Consider the following 20,349-nt stretch of genomic DNA (forward strand, 5'->3'; position numbering starts at 1 on the left):
CAACCTCCTTGTATTGTGAATTGTATCACAAGATCATATATAGATAAAGGGGTATTGGTATTAGAATGTGTCGAATTTGTGAATATTTTCACGGAAAAAATGACGTTGTACGTATGGTTAAGATGTTTGTATAATTTGATTGAAGAAAAAACTTGCACAAGGGTGGGGAGAAGTATGCATCCAAGTGTAACGTTTTTAAACTTCGATCATACGTATACGTGGCAACGGAACCTTCTTCGTTTTCCTCATGAATGGATCGATATGTATGACATTAAAGGAACGAATTTATATTGCGATGACGATGCGATGCAAGAAATTGAAAAGCGACTTGCATGCCGCCATACAAGAGGGATAACGTTTATCGGAAGCGGTAACTATCATTACGTTTCATACGCATTACTTAAGCAGCTTCATGAGCCGTTTACGCTCGTATTGTTTGACCATCATACAGATATGAATGAGCAAACGTTGTTTCCACTTCTTTCATGTGGCTCATGGGTATCGTATGCTCAAAAACACGTTCCGACATTAAAACATGTTGTCATCATCGGTTCTGCAACTTCACACACATCTTCACAGGTCACGATCTTTCCAAAAAGCGATTTCATGTATGCACCAATGACGATTATGCGCGCGATTCCGACAAAACATATATACATTAGCATTGACAAAGATGTGCTTCGCCCACAAGATGCCCAAACAAATTGGGATCAAGGAACGATGTCGTTACGCACACTTACCACTTACGTTGATTATCTTTTCCGATATAAGCATGTGCTCGGTGTTGATATATGTGGTGAAGACGTTTCATTTTGTGCTAAAAACGAAAAAGCAAATGAAGCGATTATACGTGCATGTTTCAAACATATCTCGATATCATCGGCGTCTTAACATTTTGTGAACATGATAAAAGTTGTGTCGACGATGAACATCATTTATCACGTGCCGGATGTAGAGTCACTTCAAGGATTGATGGCATCACACTTTACCCCCGCTGTCAGCATTTAGCTTTATGGCAATCGTTTTATTATATGTTCCATGTTTAGCAACTGTGGCGACCATTTATAAAGAAACTCGTTCGCGGAAATGGACGATGTTTTCCATTGGATATGCGCTCGTACTGGCGTATATTGTTTCATTTGTGATTTACCAAGGCGGAAGCTTGCTTGGCTTCTAAAGGAAGGGATATATATGGTTGCGAATATTGTTATCGGATCAGTCATTTTTGGATACGCAGCATGGACGATTTTTCGTTTCATTCAAAAAAGCAAGCGTGGAACATGTGCGGCTTGCTCTGTCAAAGGATCGTGCGGCACAAGTTGTCATGAAAAAAGCTGACATCAGTCAGCCTTTTTCAATAGATGATGCGAAAAGTCTTTTCGTGAGAGATCGTCGGAATAGAGTATTGCTCGATGCGTTCTACACGGGCAAACGGCGGCCCTTTTTTTATTTCATCAACAAACGCCTCAACCTTTTCCACGTCCCCTTGAACTTCCATTTCAATCATATGATCGGCATCACAATTTTTTACCCGGCCAGTCAATCCTCGTCTTCTTGCTTCGTATTGAGCAAAGTAACGAAATCCTACACCTTGTACACGACCGTGCGCAACGATGGCATAACGAACGATCATTCGCTTATCTCCTTTGCTAAAAATTTTCTATAAAAATCATACAACAGCCTACCTTGTCATGCATACGTTGAATACGTAAAAAGATTTACAGGGGAGGAACAGTTGTGAACGAAATGGATCGCTACATTCAAAAAGCGGTTATGTATGATTTGTTGGCGCGTTATTATCAATATAAAGATTGGGAACAGTATGAAAAGTATATGCGAAAACATATAGAGTATGTAGAAAAAATAGTGAAGTCACGCGAAGAAGGGCGAGATGATGATGCTGGACGTGTTCGTTTATTCCATGCATCGCCAAATGCTCCTGCAGTTGACGTATATATCAATGGTCAAAAAATATTACGCCATATGAAATATAAACAGCTAAGTCAGTATATGAAAGTGCCAAAAGGAGAACATCGTATCGATGTGTATCCAGCAGGACACACGACGTCTCCGGTTCTTAGTCAAACCATTCAAATACTGCCGAAAATGACGTATACGCTTGCGGTGATCGGTGATGTCCATCGCTTGCAACTTCTTCCTATTCTTGACCATCCGTATGCACCGTACGGGAAAGCGAAAGTGCGCTTTGCTCACTTTTCACCAGACGCACCAGCCGTCGATATTGCGTTGCGCAATGGTGATGTGCTATTTCGCAATGCTTCATTTGGAAAGGTGACGGATTATATTGAAGCGCCAGTCAATGAAAAATTACATGTCGATGTGCGTGTGGCAGGGACAAATCAAGTTGTTTTATCCATTCCCAATGTACGCTTCCAACCAAATAAGTCTTATACGGTCGTTGCCGTCGGTTACGTATCCCGCACTCCTTCATTAGAAGTGTTAGTATTAGAGTCGTAAAAAAAAGAGCTTTGATCGAAAGGATCAAGGCTCTTTTCGTTGTTGCCGCTTTTCATATTGTTCATCTACATACTTAGCAAATGATTCATCAAATTGTTGCTCCAGTTGTTTTTTAATTTGTTTTGCTAACGTAGGGCTTGCCCCACCTGTTGTAACGGCAATTTGTAATTTTCCACGTGAAAAGAAAGCGGGAACATGAACATTCCCAAGCAGATGGTTGCTTACGACGTTAACAAGTTGATTAGGTGACGCATGTGCAGCAATTTGTTCATTGACGCTTGAATCGTTCGTTGCCGCGATAATCAAAAAAGCATCGATATAATCGGCTGGTTCAATGGGGCGCGCGTGCCACGTAATTTGTTTCTGCTCAGCTAAATGAACGATGGCATCGATCGCTTGTGGGCTAATGACGGTAATATACGCTCCTTCATCAAGAAGCGGGAGGAGGCGGCGATATGCAATCCGTCCCCCACCAGCAATGACAACTTTTTTTCCTGTCATTCGTATGAAAAGAGGAAACATATGTTCATCCCCATTCCTTCACTTGTTGTTCAACGAGATGGTCTAATACGTCATACGTTCGCACAGGAGGATATAATGTAAACGATACATCGCTCGCTTGTTGTGCTTGCAGCGTCTTATGAATATAGTCAAGCAGCTGACCGAAAAATAAGATGTATGGAACAACGGCCACTCGTTTATGATTTGCTGTTTTGGAAAGCGAAGTGACAACGTCAGAAAAAGAAGGCGAAGCAGCTGCTAAATAACATGGATATACGGGTATGTTTGTTTCGTTTTGCAATAAATAAGCGATCTGCTGAAAATCCGCTTGTGCTTCCGTATCGCTACTTCCGCGACCGACGAGCATAATAGCATCGGCGTGTTGGATCATCGCAGAGAGAGCAGAAATAATGTCATGTTGTACACCGAATGGTTTTCCGTATGTGATCGTCACAGAAGGAAACATTTTTTTTGCTTTTTCTAATTCATACGGGATGTCGTGTTTGGCGTGATTCGCTGCCAATAGTAAAAGCGGAATGGCTAAAATCGTTGTTGCTCCGTCACGAACACAACGTTCTACTCCTGTGACAATATCCGGTTCGCATAATTCTAAAAAACATATATGTTGAATAGGGATGAAGACCGAAGAAGAGAGGCGTTCAACAAAAGCGATCGCCTCTTTTTGTCCTTCTTTCGATCGGCTCCCGTGACAAATATACAATACAGCTTTCATATGTTACCTCATTCCATGAGCCATTTTTTCTTCTAACATCGTTTCAAACCATTGCAGTTGTTCATGCAGCTGAACAACTTCTCCGACAATAATGATACTCGGGTTAGCAATCTCTTGTTTTTTTGCAACGTCCACAATCGTTCCTAATGTTGCCACAACTGTTTTTTGTTGAGGGAGCGTTCCCCACTGAATGATTGCAACGGGAGTTTGAGGTTTTCTTCCATATAATTGTAACTGTTTACAAATGAGTGGAAGATGTTTCACACCCATATAAATGACGAGTGTATCTACGCCTTTTGCTAAATGTTCCCATTGTATGGCGTCTGTGGCGTCGAGTCGGCGATGACCCGTGACAAACGCAACGCTTCCGCTGAAATCACGATGGGTCACCGGGATGCCTGCATACGCGGGAACAGCGATACCAGATGTGACACCTGGGACGATTTCAAAAGGAATACCGTGTTTGATTAGCGCTTGTGCTTCTTCACCGCCACGTCCGAATAGAAAAGGATCGCCACCTTTTAATCTTGTTATAATTTTACCTTTTTTTGCATACTTGACTAAAAAATGATGAATCGTCTCTTGTTTCATTGTATGGTAATTTGGTAGTTTCCCGCAATAAATTAAATCGGCATCACGTTTCGCAAACGATAAAAGCTGTTCGTTAATAAGGCGGTCATATAAAATGACATCTGCTTGTTGGATACATTTTAATCCTTTTACTGTAATCAGTTCAGGATCCCCAGGGCCAGCGCCGACTAAATATACTTTTCCCATTGTCTCCACCTAAATCCATTGTTTATTTTTTAAGTAAGAAATGATTTGTTGAACGCATTGTTCGATTGAATGTTGATCTGTATCGACGACAACATCAGGCGACAACGGTGGCTCATATGGTGAGTCAATGCCGGTAAAGTCGCGAATTTCCCCATTTCGTGCTTTTTTATACAATCCTTTTGGGTCGCGTTGTTCGCACGTTTCAAGTGGACAGCGGACATAAACTTCAACAAATTCATCTTGTGCGAGTTTGTTGCGAACAAGTTGACGGTCTTGACGGAACGGGGAAATGAAGGCGGTCAACACGATTTGACCGCTGTCTACAAACAACTTTGCGACTTCGCCAATTCGACGAATGTTTTCGGTGCGATCTTCGGCAGAAAAACCTAAATCGCTGTTTAAACCGTGACGTACGTTATCGCCATCGAGCACGTAACAGTGAATATTTTGTTCAAATAATGTTTTCGCGACTGCATTCGCTAATGTAGATTTTCCTGAACCAGATAATCCAGTAAACCAAAGGACAAAACTATGATGGTTATTTTTTTTTCGGCGATCTTCTTTTGTCACACTTTCTTTATGCCAAATAATATTCATCATCGCCCACCTCCGACTGTTTGTAGACCATCCATGAGCACGCGAACCACTTCGGGACGGCTGAATGTACTCGGTGGCATCTCACCAGCACGTAACATTTCCCTTACTTTTGTGCCGGAAAGAACGACGTGAGCCGTCGCGTCATGAGGGCACGTTTTCGTTGACGCCATCGCTTCGCATTTTGTGCAGTAAAAGCTATGCTCGAAAAAGAGAGGAGTAATGCCAAGTTCTTCGTTTGTAAACTGCAAGAAAATTTTTTGGGCATCATACGTGCCGTAATAGTTGCCAACTCCCGCATGGTCGCGTCCGACAATGAAGTGCGTGCAACCAAAATTTTTACGTACGAGCGCGTGGAAAATGGCTTCACGTGGACCTGCATAGCGCATCGCGGCCGTAAATACGCCAAGGAAAACACGATCTTTTGGATAATAATGCTCAAGCAATACTTGATAGCTTTTTAAACGAATGTCTGCTGGGATGTCATCTTCTTTCGTTTCGCCAACGAGCGGATTTAAATAAAGACCGTCGACAATTTCAAGTGCACATTTTTGAATATATTCATGAGCACGGTGAACCGGATTGCGCGTTTGAAACCCGACGACCGTTTTCCAACCAAGTTCCGCAAATCGTTGTTTTGTTTCTTTTGGTGTAAAAAAGAACGGTGTAAAAATTCCTTTGTCTGTTTGGCGTACAAGTTGGACAGGGCCTCCAATATATACATCTGGTTTTTCAAATAATTTTTTAACGCCAGGGTGTGCTAAGTCTTCTGTTTGGTATACAAAAAGCGCTTCTTTTCGTTTATCTGGTCGATATATATGTTGCACTTCCACTGTGCCGTATACCGTCTGTTCGTAAACGAGCTCGACTTCATCCCCGAGCGATAGCTGTTTTGCTTGTTGTTCGGTTACCGCAAGTGTGATGGGGATGCTCCATACTGCTCCATTCGTTAGTCGCATCGTTTCGACGACGGAATGATAGTCATCTTCCCCTAGAAATCCAGTGAGTGGTGCATAGCCGCCAATCGCAAGCAATTCAAGGTCACTTAATTCTGCCTTACTTAATACAATTTGTTTCATTTTTTATGCCTCCTAAACTTATTATTCTTATAAAATAACTAGGATTAAATACCGCCACCGTGCTCGTGAAACGAACGACGTTCCTCGGTGATCGTCTTTTTTAAGCTAATCGTTCCGAGTGTAGCAAAACAAACACTAACAATGGCGATTGCTGTATAAATATCGCTATGAAGTAATAATTTAATTAAACTATATGAAACAGCTAAGGCGAAAATAGGGGAGACTACCCATACTTTCAGCACTTGAATAACAATTTGCTTTTGCCAAATCGAAAAACCATTTTTTGTTGTACCGATGCCAATAATGGCTGATGTCGTAATTTGTGTTAGTGGAACGGGGAGACCAAAAAGAGATGAAACGATAACGAGCGTTGCCCCGATGCCTGAAATAATGCACCCTTCTAGTTGAGAGAACGTCGTAATTTTTTTTCCATTCGTTTCTAACACGCGGCTGCCAAGCAAAACCGCTCCGAGTGCAACGAACAATCCGCCAAAAATAATGCCATATTTGACAGATAATAAACCAGCTCCCACGAGAGGACCGACAGCGTTGGCAACGTTGTTCATTCCTGCTGAAAACGCTTCGAAAAATCCCGCAATAATAAGCAAAAAGCCGATCCATTTGTTTTGTTTCAATGTTTTTCCTTTTAGCCATTTACTAATAAAAAAAGCTAAAGAAAACGCAGCAAGAGGTGTAATAAGCCAAAATGATACGATCCATAGAAGTTTGCCGACGTACAAACTTTGGTACGCAATACCTGCGCCAACGACCGCCCCAACTGTAATTTCGCTTGTGGATAACGGAATGCCGAGCACGTTGGCGGCAAATAGCGAAATCGTTGCCGCTGCTAAAACGATGACGACAACGTCTGTTTTTAAAATGGATGTCGGAACGATGCCAGAACCGATCGTTTTGACGACTTCTCCTCCGCTTAAGCTGCCGAGAAAAATAGCAACAGCGCATATGAATAAAGCGATGCGCTTATTTGACAATGTGCCTGACCCATAAGCAGCACCCATCGTTGCGGCAGCACCGCTTCCCCCGATGTTCATCGCAAAGAAAAAAGCGATAATAAAAGCAACTGTAACCAACGCGTTTCCCCCTTTACGACTCGTGCAAGCCGCATTCTGTTTTTCCTAGCCCAGCCCATCGGCCAGAACGCAAATCTTCTTCCGTATAAGCAGGGGCTGTACATGGTGCGCAACCGATGCTCGGATATCCACGATCATGAAGCGGGTTATAGGAAAGATTGTGGCGATGCACGTAGCGCCATACGTCTTTCCACGTCCAATGAATAAGCGGGCAAACTTTAATGTTTTGAAACTTTTTATCGAGATTGATAAATTCGACATGTTGCCGTGTTGGTGATTGCTCGCGGCGCAGTCCGGAAATCCATGCTTTTTTTCCTGTCATCGCTTGCCGAAGGGGAATAATTTTTCTTAGTTCACAGCATTTGTTTGGATCTCTTTTCCAAAGTTCTGCCCCGAATTGTTTCTCTTGTTCTGCAAGTGATAAAGACGGTGTTTGTAAATGAATACGCAGGCGAGGATACGCTTGCTTAACGCGTTCAATCGTTTCATACGTTTCAGAAAAATGTAAATGCGTATCGAGAAAAACAATTTCCGCATCGTCACGTACTTGCGAAATAAGGTCAATGAGCACAATCCCTTCAATACCGAAACTGCAAGCATACAAAAGATCATCACCATAATGATCGTACGCCCATGACAGCACATGTAGTGCCCCTTTTTCATTATTATCGATTGGAAAAGTCGGTTTTTGTTCAATATCCCACGTTTCATACGTGATCATATCGCATCTTCCTTTCGTACTTTCTCGCCCTTATGTTTGATTGTTTTAAATTTTAACACAATTCACTCGAATGTCAATCATAGTTTTTCTATCGGAATTTATTTTTTTAAAACGTCATGGCAAATGAAAAAAAACACGATTATACTGTTTGTATGGGAGATGTTGAAGGGAGTGGAGATGTTTGCGACTCATTTTATTGGAAGAATATGATGAGCGAACGATGGAATTGGCACGGCCCATTTATGACCGTCATCGTCGCGTATTATTAGCAGCTGGGAGAAAAATTCATCCAAAATATGTCGAACGGTTAAAACAAATGGATATTCGTTATGTATTTGTAGAAGATACGGTATCGGAAGGCATCACGTTGGAAGAGTTGCTCGATATGCCATCGTGGATGGATGCGATTGAAGTTGTTCAGCAAACGTTTGACGCTGTACGAAAGCGAGAAGAATTACCGATCCATTCGTTGTTTAAACTAGCGGTCAAGCTCGTTGATGAAGTGAAAAAAAGAAAGGTGTTAGCGGTCATTCCAGCGACATCGCTTGCGATGGAAGCGCAACCATACGCTCATGCCGTCAACGTTGCATTATTGTCATTGCAACTAGGGAAGAAGTTACATTTGAACGATTTACAGTTACGTGACGTAGTGATAGGAGCATTACTTCACGACATTGGAAAAGAAATAGAAGGAGAAGAACATCATACAGTGAAAGGATTTGAATATTTACGAAAAGAGCGGGAAGTGAGTTTATTATGCGCACATATGGCGTATCAACATCATGAGCATGCAGATGGTTCTGGTGCACCGCGCGGATTAAAAGAAACGAACATTCATTTGTACGCTCAAATATGTGCGATTGCGAATGAATATGAAAACTTAATTTCAACGGAATTTGTACCGCCGCACGAAGCGCTTGAAATTATTATGGCGCGAAGTAGTATTCGATATAGCCAGCAGCTCGTACGGTTGTTCGTTGATACGATTCCTGCTTATTTGCCGGGAACGACAGTGAAAATGAGCGACGGAAGAAACGCAATCGTGACAAAAATTGTTGAGCATATGCAACGTCCATATGTCCGATATATGGATACACATGAGGAAGTTTCGCTTGTTGATCATCCGTCGCTCCTCATTGTCGGACAGGCAATTTTATAGTTTTTTTCGCAAGTTTCCAAGCTCTTCAGCGATTGCCTGCATTTCGCTTGGACTAAATGTTTGCTTTTTCATCACCATATCGTATATATCTTTTAATTCATCGTATAGCTGTTCATCGAAATGGTCCGGTTTAATGGCATCAAAATTTAATACTTTTAACTTTTCTTTTATTTGTTCGATCATTTGTTCAACGGATAAATGCATCGTCGTCATCCTTTCCTGTATGCTTGCGTCTATTGTATCATTGTTTAAAGGTTCATTCTACTTTGTTTTAAGGAGTGAGAGGAAATGATTCATGTATTATTCGTTTGTTTAGGGAATATTTGTCGTTCGCCGATGGCAGAAGCTGTATTTCGTCACCTTGTAAAACAAGAAGGGCTCGATCATGTCATTTCTGTTGATTCGGCAGGAACGGGCAATTGGCATGTGGGGAAACCACCACATCACGGGACTCAGCGTATTTTAACGGAAAAACAAATTGACTTTACAGGGTTAAAAGCACGTCAAATTTCAAAAGAAGATTTTCATACATTCGATTATATTATCGGAATGGATAGCGATAATATCGCTCATCTTCGTCGCCTTGTTGGCGATTCGTCGCACGCTGTCATTGCTCGTTTTATGGATTTTGTGCCAAACCGTCGCGTAGACGATGTCCCTGATCCGTACTTTACAGGAAATTTTGAAGAAGTGTACGAATTAGTCGAAGAAGGATGTAAACATATATTAGAGCGAATAAAACGAGATCATTCGTTGTAAGGGGGAGAAGACGATGGGAAAGGGGAAATGGATTGCATTAGCAGGGATAGCTTTGTTGCTAGCGAATAACAAAACAAGACAAGTCATTAAAGAAACGTGTCGTGAGTGGATGGATAGCGTAGAACAAGTAAAGGAGACTGTTCATCAAACGAGACAACATGTAGACGAGATGATGAATGATTTGCAGTTTATTATGAATAAACTAAGTGAAGTGAAAGAAACAACACCGCAAGTGATGGAGTGGATCGGAGAGTTAATTCGCAAACGCTCCACATAAGGAGCGAGGTGGTGAGGAAATGATTATTAGCTTTTCTGTTGTTCGTGAGCTAATCAAGCGGTTTAATGAAGATGAAATTTTTGATCTATCTGCAGAATTAGCATATTTCTTTTTGCTTTCCTTATTTCCGTTTTTACTGTTTTTGTTGACGTTTTTGTCGTATTTGCCGATTCCGCATGAAGATGTCATTGCCTTTTTCAGTCAATATGCTCCGAGCGAAACGGCACATTTAATCGAAACAAACGTAAAACAGCTTATGGAATCACAAAGCGGAAAATGGCTATCCTTTAGCGTCCTTGCGACCGTATGGGCGGCATCAAACGGCATGTCAGCCATTATTCGCGCTTTAAATCGTGCGTATGATGTGAAAGAAACGCGTTCCTTTTTCGTCGCACGTGGCGTTTCAATTTTGCTTACATTTGCGATGATTTTCGTCATTATTGTGGCACTCGTTTTTCCTGTATTCGGAAAAATGATCGGTACATTTCTTTTTTCAGCGTTTGGTCTTTCCGATGTGTTTTTACACGTATGGGAAACGATTCGTTGGTTTGTTAGCTTTGTCATTTTATTTTTTGTTTTTTCTGTGTTATACGTTTTTGCCCCAAGCAAATATGTCCGGTTTCGCGACGTATGGATAGGAGCGTTATTTGCGACTGTAGGTTGGATGGGCGTCTCACTTGCTTTTTCTACCTATGTAAACCAATTCGGTAACTATTCTGCGATGTATGGCAGCTTAGGCGGAATTATTGCGTTAATGGTTTGGTTTTATTTATCTGGCATGATGATTGTATTAGGTGGGGAGCTAAACGCTATTTTTTGTTGTAAACGAGAAGGAAATATGCGCATACGGTAGTTATTCCCTCTTATAAAAAAACGCGGTTAAACCATATTAAAAGTGAACGTGGATATGAAGGGGGACTATACGTGACGAAAAAAACGAAAAAAGACGGCGGAACAAAGCAAAAAGGAAAAAACCGCCCGAAACATAAAACAAGTAGCAGTGCGAATGGACAAAACGGATATCACTAAAAAGAAGAGGGATGCGGCACGCATCCCTCTTTATTCTGCGATTTCTTCGTAATGATAGTATGTTTGGTTGTAAATATGCTCAATTTCTGCATCAGTCATATAAACGAGTTGTTCTTGATTAAAGCCCCGTAATTTTGTAATAAACTCAATCATATTTTTTCTTTCTTCTCTGCTCATTATGATCGCTCTCCCTTCTGTTTTAAAACAGTTTATTTTGCTTAATTGTATTATATAACAGAGACTTAAAAAGCGTCAATGTTTTTTTCTTGTTTTTTCAAAAAATATTTTGAAAATTTCGTGAACGGGCGTTGGGCAAGTAATAAAAGAAACAGTAGCGAACTTACGCTAAAGAAAAATAGCCTTTCTTGCTGTTGTAATACAATACCCCCAATCGTAGGTCCACATATGCTACCGATGCTATATAACATCCCGCATAAAATGTTGCCGACAGGAAGAAGTGATTTTGGCAACAAATCGGTCATATACGCCATGCCGAGCGAAAAAAGTGAACCGACAAACATACCAGCAATAAAAAAGCACATCGTTAGTAGTATAGGAGAAGAGAACGATTGCGCAATCATAAAACAAATGGCGCCGATGGTTAACGAAACAACAATGATCATTTTGCGTGAAAAGCGATCACTTAACGTTCCAAGCGGAAGTTGAAAAGCGATTCCGCCAAGCGCAAACGCAGGAAGCATCATCGCAACCGTCTCCACGTGTAAGCCGTTTCGTAACGCATACACGGGAAACATGCTATGGAGTGATGCTTCTAAAAAGCCGTAACCAAATGGCAACAACAAAGCTGGCCATGCTTGTTTCCACGCACGAAAAAAGCGCATGACCCCGATTTTCTCGGCTTCCGTCGCTTGTGGATACGTATGTGGTAGGAAAAATAATAACATCCATCCACATAAGCTAAGCAATGATGAAACAATGAACGGCAACGACTCATGTATGTGAACAAGCGGAACGAGAAGCGGCCCGATCATAAAGCCGACCCCAAACGACAAACCGTATAACGAAATGTTGCGACCTCGTCGATGAATGGGAGAAGCGTATGTAATCCACGTTTGTGAACCGAAATGAAGGATATGGTCGCCAATTCCGATTAACAAACGAAGCACAAACCAAAACGATAGTGATGATGAAATCGGAAACATCGCTAAAGAAGCAATAACGATCGCTCCACCGAGCATAATAAGACGTTTAAAGCCGTAACGACGAAGTGGGCGTTCTAAAAACGGAGAGACGATTAAGACGCCGATATACATCGCTGTCGCATGTATGCCGCTCAACGAAGAACGAATGCCGCTCTGTTCAAAGATGACAGAAATGAGCGGTAACAACAGTCCTTGGGAAAGCCCTGAAATCATGACGATGCTAACTAAGATGAAAAAATGACGTTGTTGCATAATGACCTCCTGTAATACGTTCACTATGTTCGATGTTAAAACGTTTCATGAAAAGAAGCAACAATGGTGGATTTTTTTTATGGAAAGGATAAATTGCTCACTTTTGAAAAAAATAACGATGAACGACGGAAAAAGAAAGGAGTTTACACCATGAAAAGATGGTTTGCTTTAAGCATGATACTCATTTTCGCATGTATGCCAACGATTAGTGAAGCAACTGTCAAACTTCCTTCATCGGTCATTGACATTTCAAAAGAAAATACGTATCCGAATCCGACACAAAATTTGCCGTATTTACAACCGAGCGAACTAGCGAAACAACTGCTTCAGTCGGCGAATGTAAAAATTGAAAATCCGGAATTAATTCGTCTTTTAAACGAATCGTCGATTTCAAGCACGCCATTTGCGATCGGTTACGAAGCGACGATTTATTTAGGGCAATGGCCGTTGAATTACGAATCGATAGAAACATCAACGAACTGGGAGTATCAAAAAGTGAATACAAACTTTATTGACAATCGTGGCGGAAAAACAGCGGTGCGATTAACGTATAGACAAGAAATACAAAAACAAGTGCGCGGAGGCCTAACGGCAAGCATACCGAACGAAGAAGATGTGAAAAAAATGATGCTTTTAACAGCGATGAAAAAAACAAATTTACCACTTTCTTTCAGCACATGGATCGGCATTGGGACGAAAAAGGAACAAGCGTATAACGTTCCGCCGAAAAAGTTAGGCTATTTATATGCTTACGCCCCGGCGGTCAATGAAAAAGGAAAAGTGACGTATGGCGAAGTATATATCGTCTTAAAAGGAAAGAAAAAAAGCATTGTCGTGAAAAACGTAACATCGCAAGGTATCGGTGCTTGGATTCCTGTACAAGATCGTCTATCATTTGCCTTTGTTGCGAGCGATGTGCCGAGATGATGCAAAAAAGCTTGTCGAACATACGACAAGCTTTTTATCGTTCAATTTTTGCTTTTCGCGTCGTAAAATCAACGTCTGGGTAATAACGGTTTTTCACGAGCACGTTTGGTCCTAAACATTTCACCGCAGGGCAGTGGCAGTTTAGTGATTTTGCTAAATGAGATGCCATCCATTTGTCATAAGCAGAAAGAAGCGAGTCGGTTTGAATGTTGCCGAGCGTCGGTTCATCACCGAAATCAGTCACAATGATGTCACCTGTAAAGATGTTGACGTTTAACCGTGAACGTCCATCTGGATCGTTTCGTACTGTAACATTTTTACTTGCATATAAACGTTTTAAGAGAGCTAAATCTTCTTCGTTGTCACTACATGGATAAAATGGTAACGTACCGAATAACATCCAAACATTTTCATCTCGTATATCAAGCAAATGATGAATCGTTTCGCGCAGTTCATCGAGCGTTAACGTTTCCAAGTTGCTCGCAAAGTCACTCGGATACATCGGATGCACTTCATGTCGTTTACAGCCCATGTCGTTTACAATTTGGCGATGGATCGTTGCTAAGTGTGGGCGCGTCCGTTTATTTAACATCGTTTCCGCGGATACGATGACGCCCGTTTTCGAAATGGCACGTGCATTTTCGATCATGCGTATAAAATAACGTTCACGCTGTGCGACGGTTGGCTTTTTCTCCATCATCGCAAAACCGCCTTCGACAAAATCCTCGATCGTGCCCCAGTTATGCGAAATATGCAAAACATCTAAGTAAGGGATAATTTTTTCGTAACGTTCTAAATCGAGCGTTAAGTTCGAGTTGATTTGTGTGCGCACTCCCCGCTCATGTGCGTATTTTAACAGCGGCACGACGTATTGCTCGACAGACTTGAGCGAAAGCATTGGTTCACCGCCTGTAATGCTTAACGAGCGCAAGTGCGGAATTTCATCGAGACGGCGAAGAAGAAGATCAAGCGGCAACGCCTCAGGATCTTTCGTACGCAATGTGTAACCGACTGCACAATGCTCACAACGCATATTACAGAGCGTCGTTGTTGTAAACTCGATATTTGTCAACTGCATGCTGCCGTACTGTTCAACGTCCATATATGCTTCCCACGGATCAAACGTAGGAGTAATTGCTTGACGCAATAATGTTCCCATAATCAAGCTCCTTTTAATTAAAATAGACCTAACGATAATTATGCAAATGAAATGGAACGATTGTCAACGATGTTGCGATCGTGTACGATAAAGAAAAAGCGAGGTGACAATGTTGGGCAACGCAGTATCAGATCAAAATCTACAACTATCCTATTTAAAAACGCGCTTAAATATGTTTCTTGAAGTGCTCGAAGCGCTCGATCCAGAAACGGCCGAATTAGAAGACATTGATCGTCTTATTCAAATGATTGATGATTTAGAAATGAAATACGAGCGGTTTAAAAAAGATTGGGAAAAAAGTCGCTAAGCGGCTTTTTTTCGCGTTTGAAAAAGATGTATAATACAAGTGGAGAATTCAAAAAATTGTTACATATTGAACAAAGGGGAAGGGAATCGTGATGGAAAAGTTTCAAGAAAGTATGTACAAGCTGATCGTTGAAACGTCAACGAAATTGCCGAAAGATGTACGACGTGCCATTTTAAAAGCAAAGCTACGCGAAAACGCAGGAACGAGAGCTGCGATGTCACTTGCGACGATCGTGCAAAACATTCAAATGGCAGATGAAAATGTATCGCCGATTTGTCAAGATACCGGATTGCCGACATTTAAAATTAAAGTGCCTGTAGGAGTTAACCAAATTGAGATGAAAGAGGCGATTCGTCGAGCGATCGCTCAAGCAACGAAAGACGGAAAATTGCGTCCAAACTCCGTTGATTCGCTAACAGGCGAAAATAGCGGTGATAATTTAGGGATCGGGCTACCTGTCATCAAATTCGAGCAATGGGAAAAAGATTACATTGATGTTCGCTTAATTTTAAAAGGTGGCGGCTGTGAAAATAAAAACATTCAATATAGCTTACCGTGTGAGTTAGAAGGGCTCGGTCGTGCCGGTCGTGACTTAGATGGCATTCGTAAATGTATTTTACATGCGGTATATCAAGCGCAAGGACAAGGCTGTAGCGCAGGATTCATTGGCGTTGGCATTGGCGGTGATCGTTCCTCTGGATACGACTTAGCAAAGGAACAGTTATTCCGTTCTGTTGATGATGTTAATCCGAATGAAGACTTGCGCAAATTAGAAGAATATATTATGGAAGCAGCCAATAAACTCGGCATCGGTACGATGGGATTTGGTGGGGAAACGACGCTACTTGGCTGTAAAATCGGCGTGATGCATCGCATCCCTGCAAGCTTTTTCGTTTCCGTTGCGTATAACTGTTGGGCGTTTCGTCGCTTAGGCGTCATCATTGATCCGCATACGGGCGATATTCAAGAATGGCTTTATCAAGAGGGAGACGATGTTGACTTCCAACAAGAAGAAACGGAAGTTGTAGGCGAAGGGCGCGAAGTTGTTCTTGAAGCGCCAATTACAGAAGAACAAATTCGTTCGTTAAAAGTAGGTGATGTCGTTCGCATTAACGGCATGATTTACACAGGACGAGATGCGATTCATAAACATTTAATGGATCATGATGCCCCTGTTGATTTAAACGGTCAAATCATTTATCACTGTGGGCCGGTGATGTTAAAAGATGAAAATGGCAAATGGCACGTGAAAGCAGCGGGGCCGACGACAAGTATTCGTGAAGAACCGTATCAAGGGGAAATTATGAAAAAATTTGGTATTCGTGCTGTCATCGGAAAAGGTGGCATGGGGGCGAAAACGTTGGCGGCGTTAAAAGAACATGGGGGCGTGTACTTAAATGCTATTGGTGGTGCAGCGCAATATTATGCGGACTGTATCCAATCCGTTGAAGGCGTCGACTTTTTAGAATTTGGTATTCCAGAAGCGATGTGGCATTTGCGTGTAAAAGACTTTACCGCCGTCGTCACGATGGATTCGCACGGAAACAGCTTGCACGAAGATGTTGAAAAATCATCCCTTGAAAAATTAGCCCAGTTTAAAGAACGTGTATTTTAATGGAAATCCGTCTAGTGATAAGCTAGGCGGATTTTTTATATCTCTTTTTGCACAACCTATTATTGAAATGAATACGGAGGTGCAAGCAGTGAAAAAAACGATCATGTTGCTTTTTTTCTTTTTATGTTTTCCGCTTAGTCAAGTTGATGCGATGTCATGGGGATTTAAGCGAAGTGAAAATCATCTTCCTCCTTCTGCTGGGAAACAGTTAGACGAACTACTCGCCAAATACGATGCATTTTATTTAGGCGATCCGACGAAAAAACATATTTACTTAACGTTTGATAACGGATATGAAAATGGCTATACCGCGCAAATTTTAGACGTGCTTAAAGAAAAAAACGTTCCTGCGACGTTTTTTGTAACTGGTCATTATTTACAATCGGCCCCTGACTTAGTACAACGAATGGTGAATGAAGGACATATTGTCGGTAACCATTCATGGCATCATCCGGATTTAACGACAGTCAGCGATGAGAAGTTACGTGAGGAGCTAGAGATGGTCAGAAAGAAAACAGAACTGTTGACGGGTCAGAAGCATATGCGCTACATGCGTCCTCCACGCGGCATTTTTGATGAGCGCACGATGCGTATTGCGCGCGAACTTGGCTATTATCATGTCTTTTGGTCGTTAGCGTTCGTCGATTGGCACGTTCATGATCAAAAAGGATGGACATACGCTTACAATCACGTCATGAAACAAATTCATCCTGGTGCGATTATATTGTTGCATACGGTATCAAAAGATAATGCGGATGCGCTTGCGAAAATTATTGACGATTTGCGAAAAGAAGGATATGTTTTTAAAAGCTTAGACGATTTCATGTTGCAAAAAATCAATGTTCCTACTTGGCTTTTTTCCCTTTGACGATGTGCAAAGGGATTTGTTTTGATACAATGGGAAAGGGGAGAGATGGTAATGATTCATGTTCAGCCTCCATACGATTTTACGCGAGTATGCGAACGGCTCGCAAACGATCCGCTTATACGTATTCATCATAACGAAATCACCGTTCCGCTGTATGTGAACGAAAAGCCGCTTCTTGCGTGCGTGAAAAGCGTTGGAACAAAAGAAAAACCTGCGTTTGTCGTGTCGTGTGACGAAGAACAGCATAAAGATGAAGTGATCGCGCGTCTTTCGCGCATTTTTCATTGGGACAGGCCGCTTGCTTTCATTCACCATCATTTTATACAAACAAATTTGCGCGACGTATTTATCGCTCATGAAGGAACACCGCTTGTATTAGAATTTGATTTATATTTTTGTTTAATGAAATGCATTATTCACCAACAAATTCATATGAAAGTGGCTCATCGGCTAACGGAACGTTTTGTCCATACATTTGGTGAGCGTCTTGGGGATGTATACATTTATCCGCGGCCTGAGCGCGTCGCCAATGCTTCATATGATGAATTGCGGGCTTTGTCGTTAAGTGAGCGAAAAGCGCAATATATTGTTGATATTTCACGGCTTATCGTAGAAGGAAAGTTGCGCTTAGAAGAGATGCATTCGCTTTCTGACGAGGAAGTGACGAAACAGCTTCTTTCGATCCGTGGCATCGGTCCGTGGACGGTGCAAAATTTTTTATTGTTTGGTCTGGGGCGTCCAAATGTATTCCCGAAAGGAGACGTCGGTTTGCAACGGGCGATTGAACGAACATTTCAGCTCGATCATCGCCCGACGATGAAAGAAATGGACGCATTTCAACGAATGTGGGAACCATATGCAAGCTATGCCGCTTTGTATTTGTGGAGAAGTATAGAATAGGAGAGAGAACGATGCTACAACAAGGACAGCAATTTCCATTAACGATTAAACGATTAGGCATTAACGGAGAAGGGGTCGGCTATTTTAAAAAACAAGTGGTGTTCGTTCCAGGAGCGCTTCCAGGAGAAGAAGTCGTCGTTCAAGCGACGAATGTGTACCCAACATATACAGAAGGAAAAATGGTGCGCATACGAAAACGCTCCCCTCATCGTGTTAAGCCGCCTTGTCCAGTATATGAACGGTGCGGTGGATGTCAACTGCAACATCTTGACTATAACGCGCAGCTTGAAGCAAAACGCGATATTGTCATCCAAGCACTGGAACGCCATAGCCGATTAAATATAGAAGCACTTGATATTCGCCCGACGATTGGGATGGATGACCCGTGGCATTATCGCAATAAAAGCCAATTTCAAGTCGGAGTAAAAAAGGGACGCGTCATCGCCGGGCTTTACAGCATGAACTCGCACGAGCTCGTTGACATTGACCGCTGCTTGATTCAACATGACGCGACTAATCGCGTCACAACGGTAGTGAAAGCGATTTTACAAGATTTGCGCATTCCAGTTTATCATGAACGAAAGAAAACAGGTGTTGTGCGCACGATTGTCGCCCGAGTCGGATTTTACACTGGCGATATACAGCTTGTCATCGTGACAGCGACGAAAGAACTGCCGCGCAAACAGCTATTTGTAGCGGAAGTAAAACGTCGCCTGCCGGAAGTAAAATCGATCGCCCAAAACGTGAACGGTCAAAAAACGTCGCTTATTTTTGGCGATGAAACGATCGTTCTCGCAGGTGAACCGTACATTCAAGAAGTGCTCGGCGACTTATCTTTTGAGCTATCGGCTCGCGCCTTTTTCCAGCTTAATCCGATTCAAACGATCAAGCTATACGACGAAGTAAAAAAAGCAGCAGCACTAACGAAAAACGAACGCGTCGTCGACGCATATTGCGGCGTCGGTACAATCGGGCTTTGGCTCGCTCGCGAGGCAAAAGAAGTGCGCGGTATGGATACGATCCCCGAAGCGATTGACGATGCGCGCCAAAATGCCGAACGTCACGGCTTCACCAACGTCACGTATGCGGTCGGAAAAGCGGAGGAGCTATTGCCAAAATGGGTGAAAGAAGGGTGGAAACCCGACGTCATTGTCGTCGACCCACCGCGAACAGGCTGCGACAACGCTTTATTAAAAACAATTTTACAAGTGAAACCAAAAACGGTCGTGTACGTTTCCTGTAACCCATCCAGCCTCGCCCGCGACATCGATACACTCGCGAAACAATATCGCGTCGAATACATCCAACCGTTCGATCTTTTTCCACATACAGCGCATGTCGAGAGTGTCGCGAAGTTGGTGAGGAAGTAATGAATGAAAACGATGTCACCATCGAGTTGATAAGCAGAAGCTACGAAAAATTGTTTTGGAGAAGCATCCATCGTAAAAAAGCACATAACCGAACATGGTTACGTGCTTTTTTATCGATGAAAATGGGGTGTGATTACAACGTTGCGGAAGACGGTTTCAAGACGCGATGCGAATCAAGTCAAAGAAGACGCAATGGAAGGAAAGTGTGTCGTTCTCGATTTAGGGTAGTGTCAAAAAATTGGTATTATGTCAAGAAAATAGACACGTAAAATCGAGAAAAACTTTAAAACCCTACTACCGCACTTCGTTTGGTGGCCTCTTGAGAAGGAGAACGGTTTGGTAAACCCTTCCCCTCCTCAAGAGGAAAGATGCCCCTTATATCGTGACTTTGTGGAGAGAAGAGTTCACTGCTTTTTGCCTTGCTGATACATCTTCTCATACGCCATCGGAGACATGTACTCATTAGCGGAATGAATTCGCTCGGCATTATAAAAACACTCAATATATTCAAAAATCCGATGTTTGGTCTCTTCCCTTGTTGCAAAGGTCTCGTGAAAAATCAGTTCCTTTTTGATGATGCTGTGAAACGA

General features: G+C 42.2%; 26 protein-coding genes and 1 pseudogene. 14 read left to right on the forward strand and 13 right to left on the reverse strand.

Annotation, left to right across the window (positions count from 1 at the left end; all coding sequences use genetic code 11):
* Window positions 1-174: 174 nt before the first annotated feature.
* From BO219_RS12065 to BO219_RS12075, 3 genes and pseudogenes are all read left to right on the forward strand, one after another.
* Window positions 175-891, forward strand: a complete 717-nt coding sequence (locus BO219_RS12065) for an arginase family protein (RefSeq protein WP_077429725.1) — start codon at window positions 175-177, stop codon at window positions 889-891.
* A 21-nt stretch (window positions 892-912) separates the two neighbouring features.
* Window positions 913-1,177 (forward strand): annotated as a pseudogene (locus tag BO219_RS12070) (ferrous iron transport protein B); the annotation flags it as partial.
* 14 nt (window positions 1,178-1,191) lie between these two features.
* Complete coding sequence (locus BO219_RS12075) at window positions 1,192-1,338, forward strand: FeoB-associated Cys-rich membrane protein (RefSeq protein ID WP_012574027.1); 147 nt, start codon at window positions 1,192-1,194, stop codon at window positions 1,336-1,338.
* 16 nt (window positions 1,339-1,354) lie between these two features.
* On the opposite strand, the gene BO219_RS12080 is transcribed toward BO219_RS12075, so the two are convergent.
* Complete coding sequence (locus tag BO219_RS12080) at window positions 1,355-1,633, reverse strand: acylphosphatase (RefSeq protein WP_077429711.1); 279 nt, start codon at window positions 1,631-1,633, stop codon at window positions 1,355-1,357.
* 113 nt (window positions 1,634-1,746) lie between these two features.
* On the opposite strand from BO219_RS12080, the gene BO219_RS12085 reads away from it, so the two are divergent.
* Window positions 1,747-2,478 carry a DUF4397 domain-containing protein gene (locus BO219_RS12085; protein ID WP_216366156.1) on the forward strand — a complete coding sequence of 244 codons (732 nt, stop codon included), beginning with the start codon at window positions 1,747-1,749 and terminating at the stop codon, window positions 2,476-2,478.
* 24 nt (window positions 2,479-2,502) lie between these two features.
* Here the strand turns inward: BO219_RS12085 and BO219_RS12090 are convergent, their stop codons facing one another.
* The 7 genes from BO219_RS12090 to BO219_RS12120 are packed head-to-tail and all read right to left on the reverse strand — an operon-like array spanning window position 2,503 to window position 7,974.
* Complete coding sequence (locus tag BO219_RS12090) at window positions 2,503-3,000, reverse strand: NAD(P)-dependent oxidoreductase (protein ID WP_077429713.1); 498 nt, start codon at window positions 2,998-3,000, stop codon at window positions 2,503-2,505.
* 4 nt (window positions 3,001-3,004) lie between these two features.
* Window positions 3,005-3,712: a sirohydrochlorin chelatase gene (locus BO219_RS12095; RefSeq protein WP_077429714.1), complete on the reverse strand. Its 708-nt coding sequence runs from the start codon at window positions 3,710-3,712 to the stop codon at window positions 3,005-3,007.
* A 3-nt stretch (window positions 3,713-3,715) separates the two neighbouring features.
* Complete coding sequence (cobA, locus tag BO219_RS12100) at window positions 3,716-4,489, reverse strand: uroporphyrinogen-III C-methyltransferase (protein ID WP_077429715.1); 774 nt, start codon at window positions 4,487-4,489, stop codon at window positions 3,716-3,718.
* 9 nt (window positions 4,490-4,498) lie between these two features.
* Window positions 4,499-5,086 carry an adenylyl-sulfate kinase gene (cysC, locus tag BO219_RS12105; protein ID WP_077429716.1) on the reverse strand — a complete coding sequence of 196 codons (588 nt, stop codon included), beginning with the start codon at window positions 5,084-5,086 and terminating at the stop codon, window positions 4,499-4,501.
* The gene (gene sat / locus BO219_RS12110; RefSeq protein WP_077429717.1) at window positions 5,086-6,162 is read right to left on the reverse strand and encodes a sulfate adenylyltransferase; all 1,077 of its coding nucleotides are present in this window, start codon (window positions 6,160-6,162) and stop codon (window positions 5,086-5,088) included. Before sat ends, cysC begins: the two co-directional genes overlap by 1 nt.
* A 44-nt stretch (window positions 6,163-6,206) precedes the next feature.
* The gene (locus BO219_RS12115) at window positions 6,207-7,253 is read right to left on the reverse strand and encodes an inorganic phosphate transporter (protein WP_077429718.1); all 1,047 of its coding nucleotides are present in this window, start codon (window positions 7,251-7,253) and stop codon (window positions 6,207-6,209) included.
* 13 nt (window positions 7,254-7,266) lie between these two features.
* Window positions 7,267-7,974, reverse strand: a complete 708-nt coding sequence (locus BO219_RS12120) for a phosphoadenylyl-sulfate reductase (protein ID WP_006321999.1) — start codon at window positions 7,972-7,974, stop codon at window positions 7,267-7,269.
* Between the two features lie 181 nt (window positions 7,975-8,155).
* Between BO219_RS12120 and BO219_RS12125 the strand changes: the two genes are divergently transcribed.
* Window positions 8,156-9,133, forward strand: a complete 978-nt coding sequence (locus BO219_RS12125; RefSeq protein ID WP_077429719.1) for an HD-GYP domain-containing protein — start codon at window positions 8,156-8,158, stop codon at window positions 9,131-9,133.
* Here the strand turns inward: BO219_RS12125 and BO219_RS12130 are convergent.
* Window positions 9,128-9,346 (reverse strand): DUF1128 domain-containing protein, encoded by a 219-nt coding sequence (locus BO219_RS12130; protein ID WP_004888858.1) that lies wholly within the window; start codon window positions 9,344-9,346, stop codon window positions 9,128-9,130. The genes BO219_RS12125 and BO219_RS12130 overlap by 6 nt on opposite strands.
* 75 nt (window positions 9,347-9,421) lie before the next feature.
* Here BO219_RS12130 and BO219_RS12135 point away from each other — a divergent pair, with 75 nt between their 5' ends.
* The 3 genes from BO219_RS12135 to BO219_RS12145 are packed head-to-tail and all read left to right on the forward strand — an operon-like array spanning window position 9,422 to window position 11,022.
* Complete coding sequence (locus BO219_RS12135) at window positions 9,422-9,892, forward strand: low molecular weight protein-tyrosine-phosphatase (protein ID WP_006322008.1); 471 nt, start codon at window positions 9,422-9,424, stop codon at window positions 9,890-9,892.
* A gap of 13 nt (window positions 9,893-9,905) precedes the next feature.
* Window positions 9,906-10,169, forward strand: coding sequence for a glycine/betaine ABC transporter substrate-binding protein (locus tag BO219_RS12140; protein ID WP_077429720.1), 264 nt, complete (start codon window positions 9,906-9,908; stop codon window positions 10,167-10,169).
* Between the two features lie 19 nt (window positions 10,170-10,188).
* A complete protein-coding gene (locus BO219_RS12145; protein ID WP_006322010.1) occupies window positions 10,189-11,022 on the forward strand; it encodes a YihY/virulence factor BrkB family protein in 834 nt (277 codons plus the stop codon).
* A 206-nt stretch (window positions 11,023-11,228) separates the two neighbouring features.
* Here BO219_RS12145 and BO219_RS12150 read toward each other — a convergent pair whose 3' ends face one another.
* A complete protein-coding gene (locus BO219_RS12150; RefSeq protein ID WP_003398616.1) occupies window positions 11,229-11,375 on the reverse strand; it encodes a BH0509 family protein in 147 nt (48 codons plus the stop codon).
* 65 nt (window positions 11,376-11,440) lie between these two features.
* On the reverse strand, window positions 11,441-12,613 hold the full coding sequence (locus BO219_RS12155; RefSeq protein ID WP_077429721.1) for an MFS transporter: 1,173 nt from the start codon (window positions 12,611-12,613) through the stop codon (window positions 11,441-11,443).
* Between the two features lie 174 nt (window positions 12,614-12,787).
* On the opposite strand from BO219_RS12155, the gene BO219_RS12160 reads away from it, so the two are divergent.
* Entirely contained in the window at window positions 12,788-13,540 is a 753-nt protein-coding gene (locus BO219_RS12160; RefSeq protein ID WP_420807105.1) for a YfkD famly protein, read from the forward strand.
* 34 nt (window positions 13,541-13,574) lie between these two features.
* On the opposite strand, the gene yfkAB is transcribed toward BO219_RS12160, so the two are convergent.
* A complete protein-coding gene (gene yfkAB / locus BO219_RS12165; protein ID WP_077429722.1) occupies window positions 13,575-14,699 on the reverse strand; it encodes a radical SAM/CxCxxxxC motif protein YfkAB in 1,125 nt (374 codons plus the stop codon).
* Between the two features lie 112 nt (window positions 14,700-14,811).
* Between yfkAB and BO219_RS12170 the strand changes: the two genes are divergently transcribed.
* The 5 genes from BO219_RS12170 to rlmD all read left to right on the forward strand — a co-directional run bounded on the left by BO219_RS12170 (window position 14,812) and on the right by rlmD (window position 19,759).
* The gene (locus BO219_RS12170; protein ID WP_035020549.1) at window positions 14,812-15,006 is read left to right on the forward strand and encodes an SE1561 family protein; all 195 of its coding nucleotides are present in this window, start codon (window positions 14,812-14,814) and stop codon (window positions 15,004-15,006) included.
* 91 nt (window positions 15,007-15,097) lie between these two features.
* The gene (locus tag BO219_RS12175) at window positions 15,098-16,621 is read left to right on the forward strand and encodes a fumarate hydratase (RefSeq protein ID WP_077429727.1); all 1,524 of its coding nucleotides are present in this window, start codon (window positions 15,098-15,100) and stop codon (window positions 16,619-16,621) included.
* A gap of 103 nt (window positions 16,622-16,724) precedes the next feature.
* Window positions 16,725-17,489, forward strand: coding sequence for a delta-lactam-biosynthetic de-N-acetylase (pdaA, locus tag BO219_RS12180; RefSeq protein WP_077429728.1), 765 nt, complete (start codon window positions 16,725-16,727; stop codon window positions 17,487-17,489).
* 51 nt (window positions 17,490-17,540) lie between these two features.
* A complete protein-coding gene (locus BO219_RS12185; protein WP_077429723.1) occupies window positions 17,541-18,389 on the forward strand; it encodes a DNA-3-methyladenine glycosylase family protein in 849 nt (282 codons plus the stop codon).
* A gap of 11 nt (window positions 18,390-18,400) precedes the next feature.
* Window positions 18,401-19,759 (forward strand): 23S rRNA (uracil(1939)-C(5))-methyltransferase RlmD, encoded by a 1,359-nt coding sequence (gene rlmD / locus BO219_RS12190; protein ID WP_077429724.1) that lies wholly within the window; start codon window positions 18,401-18,403, stop codon window positions 19,757-19,759.
* Window positions 19,760-20,163: 404 nt separating this feature from the next.
* On the opposite strand, the gene BO219_RS12195 is transcribed toward rlmD, so the two are convergent.
* The coding region (locus BO219_RS12195) for an IS3 family transposase (protein WP_143271298.1) at window positions 20,164-20,349 on the reverse strand (186 nt) is incomplete at its 5' end.

Origin of the sequence: Anoxybacillus kestanbolensis, assembly GCF_001996285.1 — a bacterium.
Lineage (GTDB): Bacteria > Bacillota > Bacilli > Bacillales > Anoxybacillaceae > Anoxybacillus > Anoxybacillus kestanbolensis_A.

What these genes read in the sequence shown, in the direction of transcription:
- BO219_RS12065 (WP_077429725.1), top strand. Translation starts at nt 175, where the DNA reads ATGCATCCAAGTGTAACGTTTTTAAACTTCGATCATACGTATACGTGG.
- BO219_RS12075 (WP_012574027.1), top strand. Translation starts at nt 1,192, where the DNA reads ATGGTTGCGAATATTGTTATCGGATCAGTCATTTTTGGATACGCAGCA.
- BO219_RS12080 (WP_077429711.1), bottom strand. Translation starts at nt 1,633, where the DNA reads ATGATCGTTCGTTATGCCATCGTTGCGCACGGTCGTGTACAAGGTGTA.
- BO219_RS12085 (WP_216366156.1), top strand. Translation starts at nt 1,747, where the DNA reads ATGGATCGCTACATTCAAAAAGCGGTTATGTATGATTTGTTGGCGCGT.
- BO219_RS12090 (WP_077429713.1), bottom strand. Translation starts at nt 3,000, where the DNA reads ATGTTTCCTCTTTTCATACGAATGACAGGAAAAAAAGTTGTCATTGCT.
- BO219_RS12095 (WP_077429714.1), bottom strand. Translation starts at nt 3,712, where the DNA reads ATGAAAGCTGTATTGTATATTTGTCACGGGAGCCGATCGAAAGAAGGA.
- cobA (WP_077429715.1), bottom strand. Translation starts at nt 4,489, where the DNA reads ATGGGAAAAGTATATTTAGTCGGCGCTGGCCCTGGGGATCCTGAACTG.
- cysC (WP_077429716.1), bottom strand. Translation starts at nt 5,086, where the DNA reads ATGAATATTATTTGGCATAAAGAAAGTGTGACAAAAGAAGATCGCCGA.
- sat (WP_077429717.1), bottom strand. Translation starts at nt 6,162, where the DNA reads ATGAAACAAATTGTATTAAGTAAGGCAGAATTAAGTGACCTTGAATTG.
- BO219_RS12120 (WP_006321999.1), bottom strand. Translation starts at nt 7,974, where the DNA reads ATGATCACGTATGAAACGTGGGATATTGAACAAAAACCGACTTTTCCA.
- BO219_RS12130 (WP_004888858.1), bottom strand. Translation starts at nt 9,346, where the DNA reads ATGACGACGATGCATTTATCCGTTGAACAAATGATCGAACAAATAAAA.
- BO219_RS12135 (WP_006322008.1), top strand. Translation starts at nt 9,422, where the DNA reads ATGATTCATGTATTATTCGTTTGTTTAGGGAATATTTGTCGTTCGCCG.
- BO219_RS12140 (WP_077429720.1), top strand. Translation starts at nt 9,906, where the DNA reads ATGGGAAAGGGGAAATGGATTGCATTAGCAGGGATAGCTTTGTTGCTA.
- BO219_RS12145 (WP_006322010.1), top strand. Translation starts at nt 10,189, where the DNA reads ATGATTATTAGCTTTTCTGTTGTTCGTGAGCTAATCAAGCGGTTTAAT.
- BO219_RS12150 (WP_003398616.1), bottom strand. Translation starts at nt 11,375, where the DNA reads ATGAGCAGAGAAGAAAGAAAAAATATGATTGAGTTTATTACAAAATTA.
- BO219_RS12155 (WP_077429721.1), bottom strand. Translation starts at nt 12,613, where the DNA reads ATGCAACAACGTCATTTTTTCATCTTAGTTAGCATCGTCATGATTTCA.
- BO219_RS12160 (WP_420807105.1), top strand. Translation starts at nt 12,788, where the DNA reads ATGATACTCATTTTCGCATGTATGCCAACGATTAGTGAAGCAACTGTC.
- yfkAB (WP_077429722.1), bottom strand. Translation starts at nt 14,699, where the DNA reads ATGGGAACATTATTGCGTCAAGCAATTACTCCTACGTTTGATCCGTGG.
- BO219_RS12175 (WP_077429727.1), top strand. Translation starts at nt 15,098, where the DNA reads ATGGAAAAGTTTCAAGAAAGTATGTACAAGCTGATCGTTGAAACGTCA.
- pdaA (WP_077429728.1), top strand. Translation starts at nt 16,725, where the DNA reads ATGTTGCTTTTTTTCTTTTTATGTTTTCCGCTTAGTCAAGTTGATGCG.
- BO219_RS12185 (WP_077429723.1), top strand. Translation starts at nt 17,541, where the DNA reads ATGATTCATGTTCAGCCTCCATACGATTTTACGCGAGTATGCGAACGG.
- rlmD (WP_077429724.1), top strand. Translation starts at nt 18,401, where the DNA reads ATGCTACAACAAGGACAGCAATTTCCATTAACGATTAAACGATTAGGC.